Genomic DNA, 19,035 nt, shown 5'->3' with positions numbered 1-19,035 from the left:
AAAAATTGAAAACCATGAAATCGATAATTCTAGGGTGTTTATTAGTTATTAGCGGCGGATTTGCCCAAGCGCAGGACGCCAAAGCCCTATTGGACGAAGTATCTGCCAAGGTGCGGTCTTATGACAATATCGTCATCGACTTTAAATACAGTCTTAACAACGAAAAGCAAAAGGTAAAACAAGACACCCGGGGCAATGTGACCTTGCAGGGCGACAAATACCATCTGAACATGTTAGGCACCACGCGTATTAGCGATGGCAAGTACATTTACTCTATAGTTCCTGAAGATGAGGAAGTGACCATCTCCACTATTGGAAGCGATGAAAAATCTGGGATCACCCCAAGCGAGATGCTTACTTTTTACGAAGAGGGTTACACCTATAAAATGGACATCGTTCAAAACGTAAAAGGCCGTAAGATCCAATATGTAAAGCTGATGCCTATAGATAGCAATGCGGAGATCAAAAATATCTTGTTGGGGATAGACAGTATGACCAAGCACATCTACAAGCTTATCCAGACCGATGCCAACGGGACGGAGTTTACCATTACTGTTAATTCTTTTAAAACCAACGAGCCCATTTCGAAAACCTTGTTTAGTTTTGATGAGCCCAAATACGAAGCAGACGGCTACTACATCAACAGACTGAACTAGAGGCATTTGAAAATACTCGATCGTTACATACTGGTCACCTATATACGCACTTTTATAAGTGTGTTCCTGATCCTTATGTTCATTTTTATACTCCAGACAATCTGGTTGTATATTTCTGAGCTGGCAGGAAAAGGTTTGGACATGATGGTGGTCTTGAAGTTCTTAATGTACTTCTCACCAAAATTGATTCCGTTAGTATTGCCCTTGACGATCTTAGTTTCTAGCCTGATGGTGTTTGGGAACTTTGCAGAGAAGTACGAGTTTGCCGCCATGAAGTCTACCGGGATCTCCCTGCAAAGGGCCATGCGTAGCCTTACCCTCTTTATTATTCTGATAAGCTTTACAGCTTTTTGGTTTGCCAACAGTGTAATTCCCTGGGCGGAATACAAATCGCTCAACCTAAGGCGTAACATTGCCCAGAAAAAACCGGCTATGGTTATCGCCGAAGGACAGTTCAGCCCTATAGGCGAGGAACTCAACATTAAGGTGGAAAAAAAATCGGGCGATAGAGACCAGTTTTTGGAAGAGGTCATCATTCACAAAAAGAAACCCAAAATAGCTGGTAACTATACGGTTATGGTGGCAGAACGCGGAGAACTTATCGGCTCCGAAGATTCCAATGTACTCTCCTTAAAGCTAGACAACGTCTATTACTACGATGAGGTCCAGCCCCGAGATGTCCAAAAGAAGAAAAAGAAACCCTTTGTTAAGAGCTATTTGGATGTCTATACCATAAATATAGATCTGAGTGAGATCAACAACATTGACTTAGAGGCCGAGGGCGAGCTGAGCAATCACGGGATGTATCCTATTTCGGAATTGATACCTGCCATAGACACCCTTTCTGATAATTTCTCTACAGACATCAAGACCTTTGCCAACACCATGTACTTGCGCAGCGGTGTGCCGAGCATTGGTGAGAATTATGCCCCTAAAGAACCTAAAGACACGGTTTATAATCCGCTAGATGCCTTTCAACCGATAGATCAGAAAAAGATCATTCAAATTGCGCAGAGCCATGTTAGCGGGACACTGCAGACCTTAGAGGCCAAAAAAGATGAGTTCTTCTTAAAACGCAAAAACATCATCAAACACGAAATAGCCCTGCACGAGAAATACGTCTTTGCCATTGCCTGTGTAATTTTATTCTTTATTGGAGCGCCCTTGGGAGCTATCATTAGAAAAGGAGGTTTTGGACTGCCCATGGTTATTGCCATCTTACTGTTTTTGACCTATCATTTTATCGGGATCTTTGCCAAGAACAGCGCAGAAGACGGCTCCTTAAATGCTGTGATGGCAACCTGGCTATCTAGTCTGATCTTATTACCCTTGGGTATTTGGATCACCTACCGCGCTACAACAGACCAGAATGTCTTTGACTTTGACAGTTTCTTTGGCCGCTTTAGACGCAGACCCAAATTGGCTCCGGTGGCCAATCAGGTGGCATTGAGCCAAACACAAAAGGATGAACTGGCCGCCTTAGACAACGATGGTTTGATTCGTGTGGTGAAATACCACCGCAAATTCGGATATAGCAGTACGTATCGCAATCAGGCCCTACTCTATTTGGAACAAAGGGGTATCTCAGAATTAGAACTGCGGATGCAAGGTAATTTTGAAGATCACATTTACAACGAAGCCATGTTGGCATTTGGGGAGTATAAAAAACTCTCCAAACAAACATTGTATATGTATCTCTTAAGTGTAGCATTGAGCATACTATTCTTATTCTTTGCTATTTACGATGCTCAAGTAGGTGCATTTCTAGAAGCTGCTTTGCCTGTTGTTTATTATGCCACACTCGCTTTTTTCTATATCAAACTGATACAGACCTTTCTTTGGCACAACAAGATCTACAAGGCCATGAAGCAAAAAACTCCAGTGGATATCATTGTGGGATATTTACTTTTCGGCTTGCCGCTTTTCTACTTCTTTAAAAGAACTTTCGATAAACGCATAGAAGCAGACATAAAACAATTGTAAAGGCCTTATCTTTGCAGAAATTTTCGAATCATGGAGACGGCTCAAAAGCAGATCACTTTAAACACCATAGAAGAAGCTATTGCAGACATTCGTGCCGGCAAGGTGGTTATAGTGGTCGACGATGAGAACAGAGAGAATGAAGGGGATTTTATCGCTGCCGCCGAGGCCGTAACCCCAGAAATGATCAACTTTATGGCTACTCACGGTCGTGGACTTATCTGTGCGCCACTTACCGAGGAGCGCTGCCAAGAGTTAGAACTCACCATGATGGTAGAGAACAATACAGTTTTACACCACACCCAATTTACCGTTTCTGTAGATCTTATTGGTCACGGTTGCACCACCGGAATTTCCGTTCATGACCGCGCCAAGACCATAAAGGCCTTAGTGGATAAAGACACCAAACCACAAGACTTGGGGCGTCCCGGACACATATTCCCATTACGTGCTAAAGAAGGTGGTGTACTAAGACGTACCGGACATACCGAGGCAGCTATAGATCTAGCTCGATTGGCCGGTATGGAGCCAGCAGGTATCTTGGTAGAGATCCTGAACGAAGACGGAACCATGGCCCGTTTGCCTCAGTTGGTAGAAGTAGCCAAAAAATTCGATCTGAAGTTGATCTCGATAGAAGATCTGGTAGCCTATCGCATGCAGCATGACTCCTTGATCGAGAAGATGGAAGATTTTCAGATAGCGACCAACTTTGGGAGTTATCGTTTACGCGCCTACAAACAAACCACCAATGATCAAGTGCATTTGGCCTTGACCCAAGGCGATTGGTCTTCCGACGAGCCTGTAGCCGTTAGGATCAATTCAACCTTGGTCAATAATGACATCTTAGGAACCCTGACCAACAATGCCGACAAAAAACTGGACGATATGTTCAAAGCTGTCGAAAAAGAAGGTAAAGGTGCCGTGGTGTTCATCAATCAGCAGTCGCAATCACTTAATCTATTGAAGCGTTTAAGCGAGCTCAAGGCACAGCAGTCCGGCAATGAAGTGGTCAAAGCTCCGCGCATTGCAATGGACAACAAAGACTTTGGTATTGGTGCTCAAATTCTACACGACCTGGGTATTTCCAAGATCCGCCTGATCTCAAACAACCCACAAACCAAGCGCGTTGGTATGATTGGTTACGGTTTGGAGATCACCGATTATATCAATTATTAGAGCTTAGATAGCACCTCTCGCATAGTAGCTGCGCGTTTGCGCACCTCCGCTTCTGTCCATGATAGTTTCACAAGACAAGAGAGGTTCCTGCCCATCCAATGATCGCTTTTAGAGAAATCGCGTTCTTCAAGGGATAACAATTGCTTTTTTATGGCTTCTGATAGTGGTCCGGCTCCTGTGGCGTTCTTTAAGTGCGCCCATCCGCGGATATAATGCCAATTGTTGTTGTACCAGTAAAAGCAGCCGTCTATACCAGCCGCTGCAAGTGCTTTTTGTGCTTTCGCGGCCTGTACTTCAGATTCCATAAAGAAATTGATAAAGGAATGGTTCCCCTCCGCCCCTTCTGGAATGCGTCTTGGAGTAACGTTGGGCAGGTCTGCTAAAGCTTCTGCTATAATCCTGAAATTCTTTTTTTGTATGCTGAGGATCTCATCGAACTGACTAAGTTGGCCCAACCCTACTGCAGCTTGTAATTCGCTGATGCGGTAATTGTAGCCCAAAAAGGGATGCCCTTCTGCTCCTCTGTCGTTACCAATATGATCGTGGCCGTGGTCTTGGTAATGATCGGCGCGTTTAGCATAATCGGCATTGTTAGTAATGACACCCCCGCCCTCTCCGCAGGTAATGGTCTTTACAAAGTCGAAAGAAAAACATCCTAGATCGCCATAGGCCCCTAAGGCGGTGCCCTGATATGTTCCACCTATGGCCTGACAAGCATCTTCTAAAAGCAAGAGGCCGTGTTTATCACAAATGGCTTTTAAAGGCTCCAGATCTGCCATGGCACCGCACATATGCACAGGCATGACACATTTGGTTTTAGGAGTTATGGCCGCTTCTACAGCAGTTGGATCTAAACAAAGGGTATCATCTATGTCTACAAGTACAGGTACTGCGCCTATCGCTATGATAGATTCAAAGCTGGCTACAAAAGTAAAGGTAGGCATGATCACCTCGTCTCCTGCCCCGATTCCTGCAGCTGCAAGAGCCACAGTAAGTGCTGCTGTTCCACTGCTTACCAACTGGCAATGGTCTACGCCCATGCGCTCGGCAAAGGCCGATTCAAATTCTTTAGCTTTCCAAATTCCATCGCGCAGGCCATCAAAACCATAACGCATTAAAATTCCTGTATTGAGTACGTCTTGTACGTGCTGGCGTTCTGCAGCACCGAAAAGTTCAAATCCGGGCATGAGCTCTTTGTTTTGAACAAATATAGCATTTGCAGCTCGCCCTTAAAACGGCAAAGGGAGAAAGTTATTCAACGGTAAGAACCACTTGGTCTGTGCCTCGGCGAACTTTCTTGAGTTCGGCCATAAAATCATCTTCAGCACGATAACCCACCGGCAGGACCAAAACAGAGGTCAGTCCCTTGGCCTGGAGACCTAGAACCCTATCGTATGCCACAGGATCAAAGCCTTCCATAGGGCAGGAATCTATGTGCTCCAAAGCGCATACGGTAAGTAGATTTCCCAAAGCGATATAGGCCTGTTTATCCATCCAAGTAGCCAGTTCTGTCTCTGATTTGTCGGCAAAAGAATCCAAGAGAAACTGTTCAAAGGGAGCCAAGATCTCACGTGGTGTGTTGCGGATTTCCTCCACGCGCTGAAAATGCGCTTTGATAAAGTTGGAATCAAGTACCGTTTCTCTACAGATCACAAGCACGTGTGAGGCATCACTTACCTGCTGTTGATTCCAGCTATGAGCTACGAGTTCTTTTTTTATGGCCTGATTGGAGATCACTACCATTTTTAACGCTTGTAAACCATAAGAGGTTGCGGTGAGATTAAAAGCATCGCTCAAAGTGTCGAGCTGGGCTTGACTCAGTTTTTTGTTCGGGTCGAACTTCTTAGTGGCGTATCGCCAATTGAGTTTTTCTACTACTGCTGATTCCATAATACAAAGATACGGCCTAAAGAAGTTCCCTTGGGCAGGCTGTCTATAAGATTCTCAAATGGTAAAAAAAGTGATGCTGATAGCGTTAGGAAGTAAAGAACCAAAGCTTGATAGCCATGGCAATAACCATGACCACCAAAAAGATCTTGACCAATTTATCGCCTTTGTCTACTGCCCAACGGCTGGCCAACCAAGCTCCACTAGCACTACCTATTGACATTACCAGTCCGTAACTCCATTTGATATCGCCGGCCAAAGCAAAGGTCAGCAGGGCTCCGATATTGAAAATAAAGACCACAATGACCTTTACCGCATTGGATTTGACCAAACTCAAGCGGTTGACCATGGCGAGTACCAAAAGGATCAAAAAGCCGGTTCCAGCCTGAATGAATCCGCCGTAAATACCAATAAAGAAGAATAAGAGCATGCTTACCCACAAGTGTTTCCCACTGAGGCGTTCGGCCAGCTCCTTTAATCCGCGTTTGCGTTGAGTGACCAAATAGACCACCACCGCGATCATGACAAAGGCTAGAATTTTGTTGAACAGCGATTCAGGTAGATCAATGGCGATGCGAGCCCCTAAGACCGCACCTATCACCGCCGGGATAGCCAAATATATGCTGAAAGGAAAGGTATTGACTCCCTTAGATAAAAACCCTGCCGAGCTAGACATGGTTTGCAAAAGGATATTGATCCTATTGGTTCCGTTGGCCACGGCAGCAGGTAAGCCCATAAAGATCAGCACAGGTAGCGTAAGCAGAGAGCCTCCGCCGGCAAAGGTATTTACCACACCTGCAATAAAACCCGCTCCTACGAGCAACAAGAGATTCCAATCGAATTCCATGGAAGCAAAAATACAGTTTTCAAAAAGATGCCTTCTTCTTTGAGGTTTAAGGCTTTAAGGATTTTTAACATCTAGCACATTAAAATGATTTATGATTCTTATAAAAACGCATTATATTTACATCAATGAGGAAGTCACTAGTCTTATTTATTATTTCTGGAGTATTGAGTTTGTCAATACTGGCGCCTTCTGTCTGTACCTTATTGGAGATCAGCGTAGAGACCTCTTTGGTCAAAGAAAGCGATGACGAATCTAAAAAGGAGAAGACCGAAAAGGAATCCGAAGAAAAACAATGGGACACGCCTCGTCTTAACAACACTTTGCTGGCTTTTGCCGAGCAGAGCCAACACAACTTCGTTACCCTCTTTACTGGGTATGCACTCCCCGCATCAGAAGTTAGTTGTCCGCCTCCGGAGCACATGACCCGTATCTAGGTCAAATTTCATCTTATTTCTAATGCCTTTGCAAGGCTTAAAAGTGCATCTTATGTTTAAAAATATTAAAAACGACTTGCCTGCAAGTATCGTCGTATTCTTTGTAGCGCTTCCACTCTGTTTGGGGATCGCGCTTGCTAGTGGAGCTCCCCTCTTCTCTGGTCTTATCGCAGGTATTGTAGGGGGTATTATCGTCGGATCTTTAAGTGGTTCGAGTATTGGAGTTTCTGGTCCTGCAGCGGGCTTAGCTGCTATTGTATCTGCTGCTATTATTTCGTTGGAAGGCTTTGAGACCTTTCTATTGGCGGTAGTTCTGGCCGGTGTCATTCAAATTGGCTTTGGACTGTTGCGTTTCGGAATCATTGCGTATTATTTCCCTTCTTCGGTGATCAAAGGAATGCTTACAGGTATTGGTATTATTATTATCCTTAAAGAGATCCCGCACTTCTTTGGATATGACAAGGACGCTATAGGCGACTTTGCTTACAACCAAATGGACGGACAAACCACCTTTACAGAATTAGGCAATATGATGGACTATATAAGTCCTGGTGCCACCTTGATCGCTTTGGTCTCTTTGGCTATTTTGATCTTATGGGACAAAGTACTGACCAAGAAGTCTAGCATCTTTAAATTGATACAAGGGCCTTTAGTGGCCGTAGTATTGGGGATCGTATTCTTTTCTTTCACCTTAGGAACAGATTTGGAGATCAGCAAGGAGCATTTGGTACAAATTCCTGTACCTGAAGACTTCTCCTCTTTCTTAGGACAATTCACCTTTCCGAATTGGAGCGCCATTACCACTTCAGGAATCTGGGTAACGGCCTTCACCATTGCTTTGGTTGCATCTTTAGAGACGCTACTCTGTGTAGAGGCGACAGACAAGCTTGACCCAGAGAAACGCGTTACTCCTACCAATAGAGAGCTATTGGCTCAAGGAGCCGGAAACATGGTCTCTGGACTTATTGGAGGGCTTCCGATAACTCAGGTAATTGTAAGAAGTTCTACCAATATTCAATCTGGAGGGAAATCTAAGCTATCTGCTATTATTCACGGATTCTTCCTAATTCTAGCTGTTATCGCTATCCCAACCTTGATGAACAAGATCCCGCTGTCTGTTCTGGCCGCTGTGCTTTTGGTAGTGGGTTATAAACTCGCCAACCCTAAGCTGTTCGTTAAGATGTACCGCATGGGCTGGAAGCAGTTTATTCCTTTCATAGTTACCGTTATTGGAATTGTGCGCTTAGACTTGCTTAAAGGAATTGGACTTGGTTTGGCAGTAGGTATCATCATCATTTTATACAAGAGCTACCAAAACTCCCACTTCTTGCATATCGAAGACAAGAGTAACGGCAAACAGAAGATAAAAATGACCTTGGCAGAAGAGGTGACCTTCTTTAACAAAGGGGCTATCTTAAAAGAGCTAGATGCCTTAGAAGAAAACTCTTATTTGGAATTGGACGTGCGCAATACGCGTTATCTGGACAATGACATCATAGAGATTCTGGAGGACTTCCAAGAAAAGGCCAAGAATAGGAACATAACCATTAATCTGATCTCTACACGAGGGACCGTAGAGAATCCAGACAGTTATATCGAATTTTTCAAATTAAAACCAACTTCATAAGTAATGAAAGCACATACTAAAGAAACACAGGCGGCAATGACCTCCGCCACTGCCCTACAGGCACTGATAGATGGAAACAAGCGCTTTATGGCTGGCCAGCAGGTTAATCGTGATCTGAATCAACAGATTGCCGATACCGCTAATGGTCAGTATCCATTCGCTACTGTTTTGCATTGTATAGACTCTCGAGTATCTGCCGAATTACTTTTTGATCAAGGTATAGGCGATATCTTTAGCATTCGTATAGCAGGAAACTTTGTCAACGATGATATTTTAGGTTCTATGGAATTCGCCTGTAAATTGGCAGGTACCAAACTGATCGTTGTTTTAGGACACACGGCTTGTGGTGCAGTTAAAGGAGCTTGTGATCACGCGCGTTTGGGCAATCTAACTACGCTGATCAACAAACTTGAGCCTGCTGTAGAAGCGGTAAGCGAGCCTACAGAACCAGAAGAGCGCACTTCAAAGAACATTGACTTTGTGAACGCCGTAGCCAAAAAGAACGTGGAAATGACTATAAAAAACATTCGCAACCGTTCTGGCGTCTTGAAAGAAATGGAAGACGATGGCAGCATTGCCATTGTTGGAGGCATGTACGACATTGCAGACGGCAGTGTAACCTTCTACTAGAAGTTGATAACAAATAAGAAACCCGGCCAAGCGCCGGGTTTTTTTATGCTGTTTGTAGTTGTCTTTCTGCGAAGATCCGCTCTAAGGTTTTAGTATGAGGAACTAGATCAGGAACTCCATCGAGCCTGCAAAGTTCACCTATCGCAGCCAAGAGCCCATTGTATATGACCTGCGTATCCTGTGGATCCTCAGGCCTTGCGCTCTTGTGGTCTAGCGGGAGTTGGTATCCGCAGCCACTTAAAAAGGCCGCTTCTATGTGCAACAGTTCACTGGGCAAATAACCTGCATAACGCCTACCGAGACCCTCGTGAACCTTGCCAACATAATTGAGACTCTCGCTGCCGTGAAAATCGCTAAAATGCTTCCAGGCGCTCCAGCCTCCAGTGAGGGTGCCAACGGCACAACGGCAAGCATCTTCTGGATGCAGGTTCCCACCATAGAATCCTTGGTATAGGGTGTTAAGGGCGCTATCTAATCTGTTACTCATAGCTGTGATTTTCTAGTAAAGTTAAAGCGCAAGCAGCAAAAAAACAATGCCTTGAGCCAGTTTAACTGTAAGGAGAAGCATTAGGAGCAGACTATCAAAGAAACTTTTATGTATAAATTGATGATCGCCGCTTTCTTTTTAATGCTGAGTCCTATTAGCCAGGCACAAGAGGTCAATACCAAAAGAGGTGTAGCTGTTAAAGGCTATGATGTAGTGGCCTATTTTGATGGGCAGCCGCAAAAAGGCGACAAAGCCTTTGAACTTTCTCATGAGGGAGTTACTTACCGCTTTACCTCCGCAGCGAATGCAAAAAGATTTAAGGCCGATCCGCAAGCCTACTTGCCCCAATACGGCGGATATTGTGCCTATGCCATCGCCCTAAATGGAAAAAAGGTAGACATCGATCCGGAGACCTTTGAGATAAGAGATGGCAAGTTATATCTCTTCTACAACGCTTGGGGAAATAATACTTTGAAGAAGTGGCTGGAAGATCCTGAAGGCTTAAAAGCCCAAGCCGATGAAAATTGGAAGATGTAGACCTAGCAACTAAAGATTAAAACTCCTCGTCTACAAAGTAGAACTTTTTCTTATGATTCTGGATCTCGATCTTCTGAATAGAATCGTAGGGGATCGCAACATCATTCCGCTCCGGATTGAGAAAACTTCGGATTCCTGTTAAAGTATCGTTCTTGAGTTCCATAGTGTCGAAATAAAATACGGTCTTGCGGCCGCTATTATCGAATATGCGCGCTTCTATGGTAGGATTGTTCTGCAAGAATTTAGACTTGCCGTTCTTGTCCTTTACAAAGATGTACTCCATATCGTAAGCATAGAAATAAACAGGGCCTAAATACAAGCTATCTGTGGAATCCAATTGGGTAAAGACCGGATATTCCAGCATTTGGATCTTAAAACTCTCTGGGCTTACAGTATACACTTGGCAACTGCTTAAACCCACAATAACAGCAGTTAGTAGTAGGCTTTTAATGGCTAGTTTTTGCCGCATAGGATTTCTCTTTCTCACTTTTTAGGACACAAAAGATATGCCAACCTTAAAATACGAATAAAATCCCAAAGTAAATTGAAGTGAAAGCAGATCAATCAAAGCTAATCCGGTCGCGAATACCACCTTCTTTGCGGTGAATGATCACGTCGGCTTTCTTTTTACGCGCTATAGATTTTGCCCGATTAATAGCCGTACTCTGCTTGCGGTGTTTTGAGGTAATGCGTTTGTTTCCTTCTCGGCGCACTGCCCAGCCGTCTTCATAGGGGACAACATGTTGATGCCAGGTTCGGGTACGTGAGTTTCGTTGAGTGGTCTCGAAGATCTGTGTAATGATCTCTAATAGGGTACGCAAAAAGGATTTTTCCTTAGCCATGTCTGAATAAAATCTCAATGTTCAAATTAAGCAAAGCTAACTATTCTGTTTTGCTTTCCTCCCAAGAGAAACCTCGTAATCGTCTATACTGCCCTTTACTTGAACATTCAAAAATTTGACTTTCCGTGTAGGATCAACCTCAACGATCTCATCTTCCTGTAGCGAATCGGTCACGGTATCTCGCTTGCCGCCAAAAAGCTTTTGCCAGGCCGCCTTGCGCACTGTTTTCCATGGAATTCGCAGGGAATAGTCGATATTTTGATTGCTGTCGTGCGTTCCAGAAAGCTCCATATGCCCAAGAGAGGATTCTATAGTCATGTTTGGTATGCTGATGGTTCCCTGTCGGACAACCAGGTTATTTTGCAGGGTATCAAAGCGGATGTTCTGCAAGTTCTTATCGCCCATATAGTCCGATAAGGCCAACATGGGGTCGTAGTTTTTGAGTCGGCCGTTGAGCACTTTGACATTCATGGTCAAACTCGACTGATCCAGATCTGGAACCAGATCTGGATAGACGCGAATCTTGCCTTGTATTCTAGAGGTTAAGGTACCTTGTAAGTTCTCTGAGACCAAGTGGTCTTGTCCAAAATTCTCGAACTTAAAAAGGAGCTTCTCTAACTCCACATTGGTCATTTGCAGATCGGGCTGTAAATAGATATGCCCCGGATCACTACCATTAAAATAACCGCTAAGCCGAATGTTACCTCCGGCGGCATCCATACTCAAGGTATCCACATAGATATAATGGTCGGGGGTGGTACGCAATTCCGCGGTAATATTTTGTAGGTCTATCTTGTGGTATATAAAATGCGCTATATCGGCCTTAAATCGCATCTCGGTAAAGGGCAGCTCGTAAATATTAAAAGCGCTTGCGTGTACGTCGACATCTGCTGTGGTTGGGGTGCTAGTGTTTTCCGGCTGAGGGCTAAGCTCAAAGGCAAACAAGGCATCAAAGTCTATATAATCGGCATTGAGGTAGAGGTAATTCTCTTGTTTATTGGCCTGAGTGGCATCGCCCAAATAATAATTCAAGTCGAAATTAAAATTGGTAGCTCCTATCTCGCCGTGGAAACCCTTTATGAACAAATAGTCGTCTTCATATAAGATATCTCCTCTAAAATTGGTGAAACGCTGCGGATGGAGCTCCATCTTGGTGTCCAACTTATCTAGGGCCAATTCTACAGATTGCAAAATGGAGTCCCGATAATGCATGCTTGAAGTAAAGTGCAAAGCCAGATCGTCAAAGATCTCGTGGCGGTACTGCTCGGGCACATAGTTTGCCCCTTTGTATGAGAACACATCCTCTAAACGCAGTTTTTTCGAGGTCAAATTGATGTCTAGGTCCACATCGCCGTTGAGCTCGGGTTGCATCCAAAAGGCATAGTCGTGGATAAGACCATCGAAATGAAAATCGCTATCGTCTATAAATCCAGTAAAATCTACGATCTTCAAATCTGAATCATCAAGGAGTATGTCGGCATGAAAGTCGTGCAATTTATGCGGATAATGCTGCAGGTCAGCGTTTAGACTGTCTATAAAAAATTCTCCTCGCGGCAAGTATTCGGATTCCGTGAAATCTTTGGCTGCAGCTACAAAAGACAAGCCCAAACTCAAGTTGGTGATCTGCTCATCTATACCATTTTGCACAGCGTCTACTATTTGATATTGAGTAAGTTCTCGCAGATCGAGCTTCGAAGATTTTATATCTAAATGCGCTTCTACAGGAATTTCGGTATGATGCACTATGGCCGGTAAGTCAGACAAAAAGCCACTGACACTCAGATCGGAATTACCCATCCTTAGCTCAAACTGGTTCAGCTTGGCCTCTTTGCCATTCATCACCAGATCGATGTTTAAGCTGTCTAGCGGCACCGGAAATTGCTCGGCGTCCAAACTCAGGTTTTCTACCTTAAGTGACGCAAAATAGGCCTGATTGAGCTGTTGTAGGGCCAACTCCGGATGGTCAATATCTATGATATCGTGAAAATTCATCTTTAGCGAAACACTACCAGAAGCATCTTGTACTTGCTTAAGTTCAAAGAAGTCGCTAATGAATTCCAAGTTAAAATTAGAATCGATCTGCATATCCACCTCCGGAGCATTGAAATTCTTTACAAACAAAGAACCTGTAAATTCCCCTCGCTCTAAAGAAGCTCGCATATCGGTTATTGAGAACTCCATGGTACTGGCGTCTCTGTTGGCACCATTGGTAAAATGTCCTTTAAAACCAACCTGATCGATACGCTTGTCTATAGCCTTGTTCTCTAGATACGCCTTGCCCGCTCCAAACTCCGCATTGATCAAGGGACGATTTCCCAGATTGGAAGCTCCTTGAATAGTAGCCGTGAAATAGATCTCTCCTGCGTTGTTATAGCGTTCTAAAAAAGGGATCACATCTGCCGGAGCAAAAGCGATCAACATATCAAAATTAGGTTTGGTCCCTGTGATGGTCAGATCCAAATCCACATCGTTTAAAATATCTATGTTGCCCACGAGTTCAAAATCGCCATTCTCCATAGCGATACCAGAGGGTTGAATGTCTAAGATCCCTGTCGATTCGTTATAAGAGACGTCGGTATGCAGTTCAAAATGCTTTTTGCGAATAAAGGTGGTGTCCCCATCTTTGATCACGTTGAGCTCCAATTCCGTGTCGATATTACCAGCAATGATACTGTCTTGCCTGCGGAACCCACCACGGCCTTCGTAAATGAATTTCTCCACATCGGTATTGGTAGCCTCATCTAAGGTGTGGACATCTAAATTCTTGAACTTTATCTTTTTTAGATGGATGTTTGTGGTGGTGCTATCTGTACCTTCTGGGCTGGCTAAGGCGAGCTGAATATTGGTGGTGTTGTTCTCGTGGATCACCAGATTGAACACGCCATCTTCTACCAAAATAGACTGAATGTCGTAATTACCATTTACAATATCCCAGAGGTTAAAGCCTACATAAATGTCCTCAACATCTAAGATCATAGCGGCATTGTCTGCCTTAGATTCAAAGACCTGCACATCGTAGACCTTGATAGAGACATCCGGAAAGTTGCCCAAGAGGGTGAGCTCACTATCTCCTATTTTTACCAAGCCTTGATGCTCTAAATTCAGCTTGGCGATCTCACCTTTGATAATCTCCGCCTGATGGTTTTGAACATACAACAGCAGGCCAGCTGCAAGCAGCAGCGGTAGCGCAATTAGGAGCAATAAGATCCGTTTAAAACGTTTGTTGAGTTTTAATTTCAATGCAAGTCAGTACTAAAAGGGAGTGGTTGCACTTTAAAAATAAGGAATTCGGATGAGATCGATCGTTCCAATTAACTCAACTTAACAATTAGTCAAACCAATTCTACTAGACCCCTATCTGTATGTGCTTCGTTTAAGAGCTCCAAAAACTCGATTCTCAAATGATTTACATCTGATCAATCGAAATTCAACTCCAAAAGATTCACATCGACATAGGTTTTTTTCTTCCCGTAATCACTGGCGCCCAAAGCTCCAATTTTACTCAGAAAGTTAATTCCTATTTCTTTGGCCAAGGGTTTAAAAGCCAACAATTCAGTGGTGGTTTTTACAATAGTATTGTGTTCGCTCTCCATTTCCCGTATAATATCTAAGGTCGAGAAGACTTTAGATCGGTCGTATCTTTTATACTTGTCGTACCACCGCTTATTTATCTTCTTATTGATGCTCGTAAAAATATCATTGTACACAACCTTGGTCATTTCTGTAAATTCCCTCTTGTACTCTCTACTATTTAAATAAGCTATGAATTGATTCCAAATTTCAGGCTTATTGTGATTCTCTTTGGTGTATAAAGCATTGAGTAGGGCTGCAGTTTCACTAGTGATCAAGTGACATTTAATATCAAATACACTTTGGCGAAATGCATCGGGCAATGTATTAAAATCACAAACACATTGTGCACTCACCCTGCCGTTTTCTATTTTGGTGGTTATGGCGCGTGTCTTTACCTCTTTAATGTAATTTTTTCTTCCTAATCTACTGATATAAGTAGCAAAAAAGCTGTTTTCCTCTCTATTGGAGATGATTAAATCGTACTCTTCCCCATCTTCTTTTACAACACAATCATAAAACCTAATGCCCTCTTCTATAGGTTCCTCTTCATCATAACAGGTGGAGGCTTTATTATACGAAGTCCTTAAATCAGGAAGTGTCAAGGTCTTGCCATCAAATTCAAAATTCTCGTCGTAAAAAACTCCAGTTTGATACTGTTTAATGATCTCTTCTCTTGTCTGAGATAAACCAGCTTGCACAAACCAAAAGAAGCATATTAGCACTATGTATATTCTATTCATATAACTACTTGTATTCAATCTAAGAGGATGTTTTAAGGGATGTTCTCTGGTCAAACTATTCATCGAAGTTTTCAGTATCTTCAAGATTACCTTTTTTGTCGTACCATTTCCACAGTCCAACTTGCTCATCGTCTTTATAAGTGCCCTCAACAGCTAAACTGTTCTTCTTGTAATACAATCGGTAAGGACCATTATATTTGTCGTTTTCAAAGGTGTGTTCTTCATAGGCTTTTTTCTCGTCATCGGCAATATTATAGGTGGTCCAGAGTCCAACTCTAGCGCCATCTTTAAAAGTACCTCGCCGCTCTAATTCTCCCTCCTCATTATATTCTACGTACTCCCCTTGACGGATTCCATCAACCATATTTACTCTAGATAGTAAGACGCCATTTTCAGAAAATATCTCGTATACAAATGTCGCTGGTTTACCGTGATCATAGCGTACAAACCCTAATAATTGACCATTTTCATGATACTTCTTTAGGTCACCGTGATATTCGCCATTTAATACCCGCACCTCACTTTTTAGGGCTCCACTTTCATAATATTCTCTTTCGAAATAATCGGTCTTAACCTCAAATTTGGTCAATCCGTATACATTGTCAATCGTGTTGTTTTTAATGTTTCTTACCGCTTGTGCCACCATGCTACCTAATTCAGAACCTGTAAAATTCCCTTGCCCCGACCTGTAGTATACAACTTCACCTTTATCTGCGATGATAATATTCAAATGTTGCGCATATTGCGTATACTCTTTGAATTCTCTTAAACGGTCGGTTAATTCACTTGCCTCATTTTGTTCGTCCGGAATGTCGTATTCTAACTCAATTGTCAGTGTATCGAACATATAAGGATCGTCAAACAATTCATTGGCTATACCCATCATAGCGGTAAGACATTCCATGCCACAATTCCTCAAATTATTCGTAATGATAACTGTGGGTATTCCCTTATCTCTAGCGATTAAATACTCCTTCAGATTTACAGTTTCACGCTCTTGGGTTACCATGTTTATTTTAGAAAACTCCTGTAGATTGATTTGAGCGAAACTAGAGTAACTCAAGAAAAGTAAAAGGACGGTTAGTTTAATATTCATCGTTTATAAATTTAGGCCAGAACAACTCTTAAAAATCATCAAGTACTTAGAGCGGGAATTGACCAATTGCGGTTATAATTAAAGCTGTGGGGTGAAATTTAAAGGTAATAAAACTTTTCACTGTAGAAAGTTCAATGCTATGAGTTATTGGTGTGATGGACTTCCTACAATGTTCATTTAGAGCAGGAACCATTGCTTGTGCCCCTGCTCTATTCCAAATATTTGATCGAGTAAAATTTCGGTCCGCCAAGTAATCATTCCATTTGAAAAATAGGATTGAACTCAAAGTACGCGGTCAATTTATAATCATTGGGATAGGTTGGATAATTGGGATGTTGCTGAAAATTATTCCCCGCTGAGCCCGTAAAGTAAAAATGAGCCTCAAGCTTATACTTGTTATTTCCTAAACCGATTAGCGAGGCACTTTTAGCCGTGTAGTAGTAATGGTCATTCTCAATATCTATAATACCAACATGAATTAAACCATTCTCCTCATTCAATTTAATTTCATCCTGATATTCCAATCTCTGAAAACCTGACAGCCTAATGTATTGCATTTTCTTGCCGTTCTTAACAAGTCTCCCTTCGGCGTCCAAATTGTTCAAATGTAATTGCTTTGGAATTCCACTATCTAGATTCCCAATATAGACCACCTTTGAAAATGATTCTTCTTTGCCATCCCATTGTATGTAATTGTCTGCGGGCTTCTCATCTAGTGAAATACATCGAACAGCCTTTGGATAATTCACTTTGCCTGTTGCGTTAATGCGATCTATTGCGACGTTTAGATCGTTCATTGCTGTCTGTGGATCACTACTTCCGCTAACACAAAAACATTTTTTGGCGTGATAGTCGGCTAATAGTTTATAAAACTCATTTGCAGGGTATTTCGCCACTAAGTTTTGATGATCGACAGTGTTCTGATCTGGACACTGACTCCAAACATTAAGCGCTAAAAAGAATATGTAAAGGGAAAGAACTGACTTCATGATTTTGATTTTTCCTAAAACTAAATCAACAATCCGATCAGCAACATACCCACTACTGGGTAATTTATATTTACCCAAATAGCTTGTAAGCCATATGTCTTCAGAATCTTTATGTCTAAAAATCGTACTTACTAGCTTAACCTATCCGCTACCCGTATCAATTCTAATAGGCAACCATTGCTTATAGGTAAGGCATCTCCACAACCATTCAAACGGCCCGTACTTAAAATAACGCAGCCAAAGTCTACTCAAAATCAGCTGAAAAATAAAAACCCCGATCGCCGTTAAAAAGGCTTGACTCGGACTCAAGGTTTCGTAGCCTTTAAAGCCAACAGAGGTAAAAATGATAAGACCAATAAAGCTTTGTAATAAATAATTGGTCAATGCCATTCTGCCAACATACTTTAGAGGCGTGAGTATTTTTCTGAACTTGTTTGTTTCCCAAAGCCAACCGATAAGCCAAAGATAGAATAAGCCCATCACAACATCAGCAATAACCATGAGCTTTATAAAAAGCATTCGGACCAGCTCGATCTTATACACCTCCAATTTAGTTAGCACAAACAAGAACAGTATTCTGTAAAGATTGGTAAGAATTGCCAAGACTATCGCTGGCTTCTTTATACGTTCAATAAAGGCTGCTGCGGATTCGAACACCTCCTTTTTCCCAAGATAGAGCCCTAACAAGAACATGGACAAGGCAATCGGGGCTAAAAAACCGAATAACATTGATATGTTAGACAAATACTCCCTTAGGCGCAATTCGATTCCTTGAGCATAGGTCCCATTACGAATAATCTCATTCACCGAAGCACCGGTATACTCGCTTAGATAAGTGTGCGGCCTAAAGTTCACCAGGTCGAACAAGGCCTCTAACACTTGATCGTAGAACGGAAACAGTAGAAAAATGGCCGAGAGCACTAAGATCAGCCTACCAGATCGTTTAATAAAAATGGTCGTCAATAGCCCGAGTATGGCATAGAGATTCAAAACATCCCCAGACCAGAGCAGTACGATATGCCCCACTCCAAAGAGGAACAAGATGAACATCCTACGGGCAAAGAACGACGACTTTAGCGCCTTATTCTCTAACATCTTTATAGCCTGCATGGATATGCCCAAACCGAACAGCAAGGAGAAAATCGGAAAGAATTTAGTGTAAAAGAACAGTTGTAAAACACGGGCCGTAATAGTATCGATATTGGAAGTCCACTGTTTGGCAAACTCGTCTTGGTTTAAAAAGGTCGAGTTCATGATCACAATATTGACCACAAAAATCCCAAGAATGGCAAAGCCTCGGTAAACGTCTAAAAGTTCAATTCGTTTCTTGTGGGCAGTAGGTTTTTCGCTCAAGTTATCGCTATTTTTTGCTCGTTTGAAGTAATGCGAAAGTTAGGGAAAGTTTTGAATTGGGATAGCTCAATATTATCCCAATACTTCAACATTAAACTTGAATTTTTTGCTGTTTCTTTTTAGGGCACCTGCCGCCAGAGGCGTCACCGCGCTCTTCGCACTACACGGTAGTTTGCTGCGA

The 19,035-nt window shown here is 42.7% G+C and carries 18 protein-coding genes; 7 read left to right on the top strand and 11 right to left on the bottom strand.

Annotation, left to right across the window (positions count from 1 at the left end; all coding sequences use genetic code 11):
• Positions 1–14: 14 nt before the first annotated feature.
• The 3 genes from BTO09_RS12265 to ribB are packed head-to-tail and all read left to right on the top strand — an operon-like array spanning position 15 to position 3,812.
• Positions 15–656 (top strand): outer membrane lipoprotein carrier protein LolA, encoded by a 642-nt coding sequence (locus BTO09_RS12265; RefSeq protein ID WP_087525559.1) that lies wholly within the window; start codon positions 15–17, stop codon positions 654–656.
• A 6-nt stretch (positions 657–662) separates the two neighbouring features.
• The gene (locus BTO09_RS12260) at positions 663–2,639 is read left to right on the top strand and encodes an LptF/LptG family permease (RefSeq protein ID WP_087525060.1); all 1,977 of its coding nucleotides are present in this window, start codon (positions 663–665) and stop codon (positions 2,637–2,639) included.
• A 30-nt stretch (positions 2,640–2,669) separates the two neighbouring features.
• Positions 2,670–3,812, top strand: a complete 1,143-nt coding sequence (gene ribB, locus BTO09_RS12255) for a 3,4-dihydroxy-2-butanone-4-phosphate synthase (protein WP_087525059.1) — start codon at positions 2,670–2,672, stop codon at positions 3,810–3,812.
• Here ribB and BTO09_RS12250 read toward each other — a convergent pair.
• The 3 genes from BTO09_RS12250 to BTO09_RS12240 form a co-directional block, all read right to left on the bottom strand.
• Positions 3,809–4,999, bottom strand: coding sequence for a DegT/DnrJ/EryC1/StrS aminotransferase family protein (locus BTO09_RS12250; RefSeq protein ID WP_087525058.1), 1,191 nt, complete (start codon positions 4,997–4,999; stop codon positions 3,809–3,811). The genes ribB and BTO09_RS12250 overlap by 4 nt on opposite strands.
• Positions 5,000–5,063: 64 nt before the next feature.
• Entirely contained in the window at positions 5,064–5,702 is a 639-nt protein-coding gene (locus BTO09_RS12245) for an NAD(P)H-dependent oxidoreductase (protein WP_087525057.1), read from the bottom strand.
• Between the two features lie 85 nt (positions 5,703–5,787).
• Positions 5,788–6,546 carry a sulfite exporter TauE/SafE family protein gene (locus BTO09_RS12240; protein WP_087525056.1) on the bottom strand — a complete coding sequence of 253 codons (759 nt, stop codon included), beginning with the start codon at positions 6,544–6,546 and terminating at the stop codon, positions 5,788–5,790.
• Between the two features lie 125 nt (positions 6,547–6,671).
• Here BTO09_RS12240 and BTO09_RS12235 point away from each other — a divergent pair, with 125 nt between their 5' ends.
• The 3 genes from BTO09_RS12235 to BTO09_RS12225 are packed head-to-tail and all read left to right on the top strand — an operon-like array spanning position 6,672 to position 9,237.
• Positions 6,672–6,980, top strand: a complete 309-nt coding sequence (locus tag BTO09_RS12235; protein WP_087525055.1) for a hypothetical protein — start codon at positions 6,672–6,674, stop codon at positions 6,978–6,980.
• 52 nt (positions 6,981–7,032) lie between these two features.
• The gene (locus BTO09_RS12230; protein WP_087525054.1) at positions 7,033–8,607 is read left to right on the top strand and encodes a SulP family inorganic anion transporter; all 1,575 of its coding nucleotides are present in this window, start codon (positions 7,033–7,035) and stop codon (positions 8,605–8,607) included.
• 3 nt (positions 8,608–8,610) lie between these two features.
• Positions 8,611–9,237 (top strand): carbonic anhydrase family protein, encoded by a 627-nt coding sequence (locus tag BTO09_RS12225; RefSeq protein WP_087525053.1) that lies wholly within the window; start codon positions 8,611–8,613, stop codon positions 9,235–9,237.
• 43 nt (positions 9,238–9,280) lie between these two features.
• Here BTO09_RS12225 and BTO09_RS12220 read toward each other — a convergent pair whose 3' ends face one another.
• On the bottom strand, positions 9,281–9,724 hold the full coding sequence (locus tag BTO09_RS12220) for a hypothetical protein (protein WP_087525052.1): 444 nt from the start codon (positions 9,722–9,724) through the stop codon (positions 9,281–9,283).
• Between the two features lie 108 nt (positions 9,725–9,832).
• Here BTO09_RS12220 and BTO09_RS12215 point away from each other — a divergent pair, with 108 nt between their 5' ends.
• Complete coding sequence (locus BTO09_RS12215; protein ID WP_232454961.1) at positions 9,833–10,261, top strand: YHS domain-containing (seleno)protein; 429 nt, start codon at positions 9,833–9,835, stop codon at positions 10,259–10,261.
• Between the two features lie 16 nt (positions 10,262–10,277).
• Here BTO09_RS12215 and BTO09_RS12210 read toward each other — a convergent pair whose 3' ends face one another.
• From BTO09_RS12210 to BTO09_RS12180, 7 genes are all read right to left on the bottom strand, one after another.
• Positions 10,278–10,730 (bottom strand): hypothetical protein, encoded by a 453-nt coding sequence (locus tag BTO09_RS12210; RefSeq protein ID WP_087525050.1) that lies wholly within the window; start codon positions 10,728–10,730, stop codon positions 10,278–10,280.
• Between the two features lie 91 nt (positions 10,731–10,821).
• Positions 10,822–11,103, bottom strand: a complete 282-nt coding sequence (locus tag BTO09_RS12205) for a DUF2188 domain-containing protein (protein WP_087525049.1) — start codon at positions 11,101–11,103, stop codon at positions 10,822–10,824.
• Between the two features lie 36 nt (positions 11,104–11,139).
• Positions 11,140–14,343 carry an AsmA-like C-terminal region-containing protein gene (locus tag BTO09_RS12200; RefSeq protein WP_087525048.1) on the bottom strand — a complete coding sequence of 1,068 codons (3,204 nt, stop codon included), beginning with the start codon at positions 14,341–14,343 and terminating at the stop codon, positions 11,140–11,142.
• Between the two features lie 176 nt (positions 14,344–14,519).
• Positions 14,520–15,416, bottom strand: a complete 897-nt coding sequence (locus BTO09_RS12195) for a hypothetical protein (RefSeq protein WP_157663505.1) — start codon at positions 15,414–15,416, stop codon at positions 14,520–14,522.
• Positions 15,417–15,471: 55 nt separating this feature from the next.
• The gene (locus BTO09_RS12190; protein ID WP_087525046.1) at positions 15,472–16,512 is read right to left on the bottom strand and encodes a toxin-antitoxin system YwqK family antitoxin; all 1,041 of its coding nucleotides are present in this window, start codon (positions 16,510–16,512) and stop codon (positions 15,472–15,474) included.
• A gap of 254 nt (positions 16,513–16,766) precedes the next feature.
• Positions 16,767–17,501, bottom strand: a complete 735-nt coding sequence (locus BTO09_RS12185; RefSeq protein ID WP_087525045.1) for a hypothetical protein — start codon at positions 17,499–17,501, stop codon at positions 16,767–16,769.
• Between the two features lie 141 nt (positions 17,502–17,642).
• On the bottom strand, positions 17,643–18,854 hold the full coding sequence (locus BTO09_RS12180) for a DUF418 domain-containing protein (protein ID WP_087525044.1): 1,212 nt from the start codon (positions 18,852–18,854) through the stop codon (positions 17,643–17,645).
• Between the last annotated feature and the right edge of the window lie 181 nt (positions 18,855–19,035).

Origin of the sequence: Gilvibacter sp. SZ-19 (assembly GCF_002163875.1) — a bacterium.
Taxonomy (GTDB): domain Bacteria; phylum Bacteroidota; class Bacteroidia; order Flavobacteriales; family Flavobacteriaceae; genus Gilvibacter.
The sequence above is the reverse complement of the archived record's forward strand: the minus strand, read 5'-3'. Positions and strand labels throughout refer to the sequence as shown.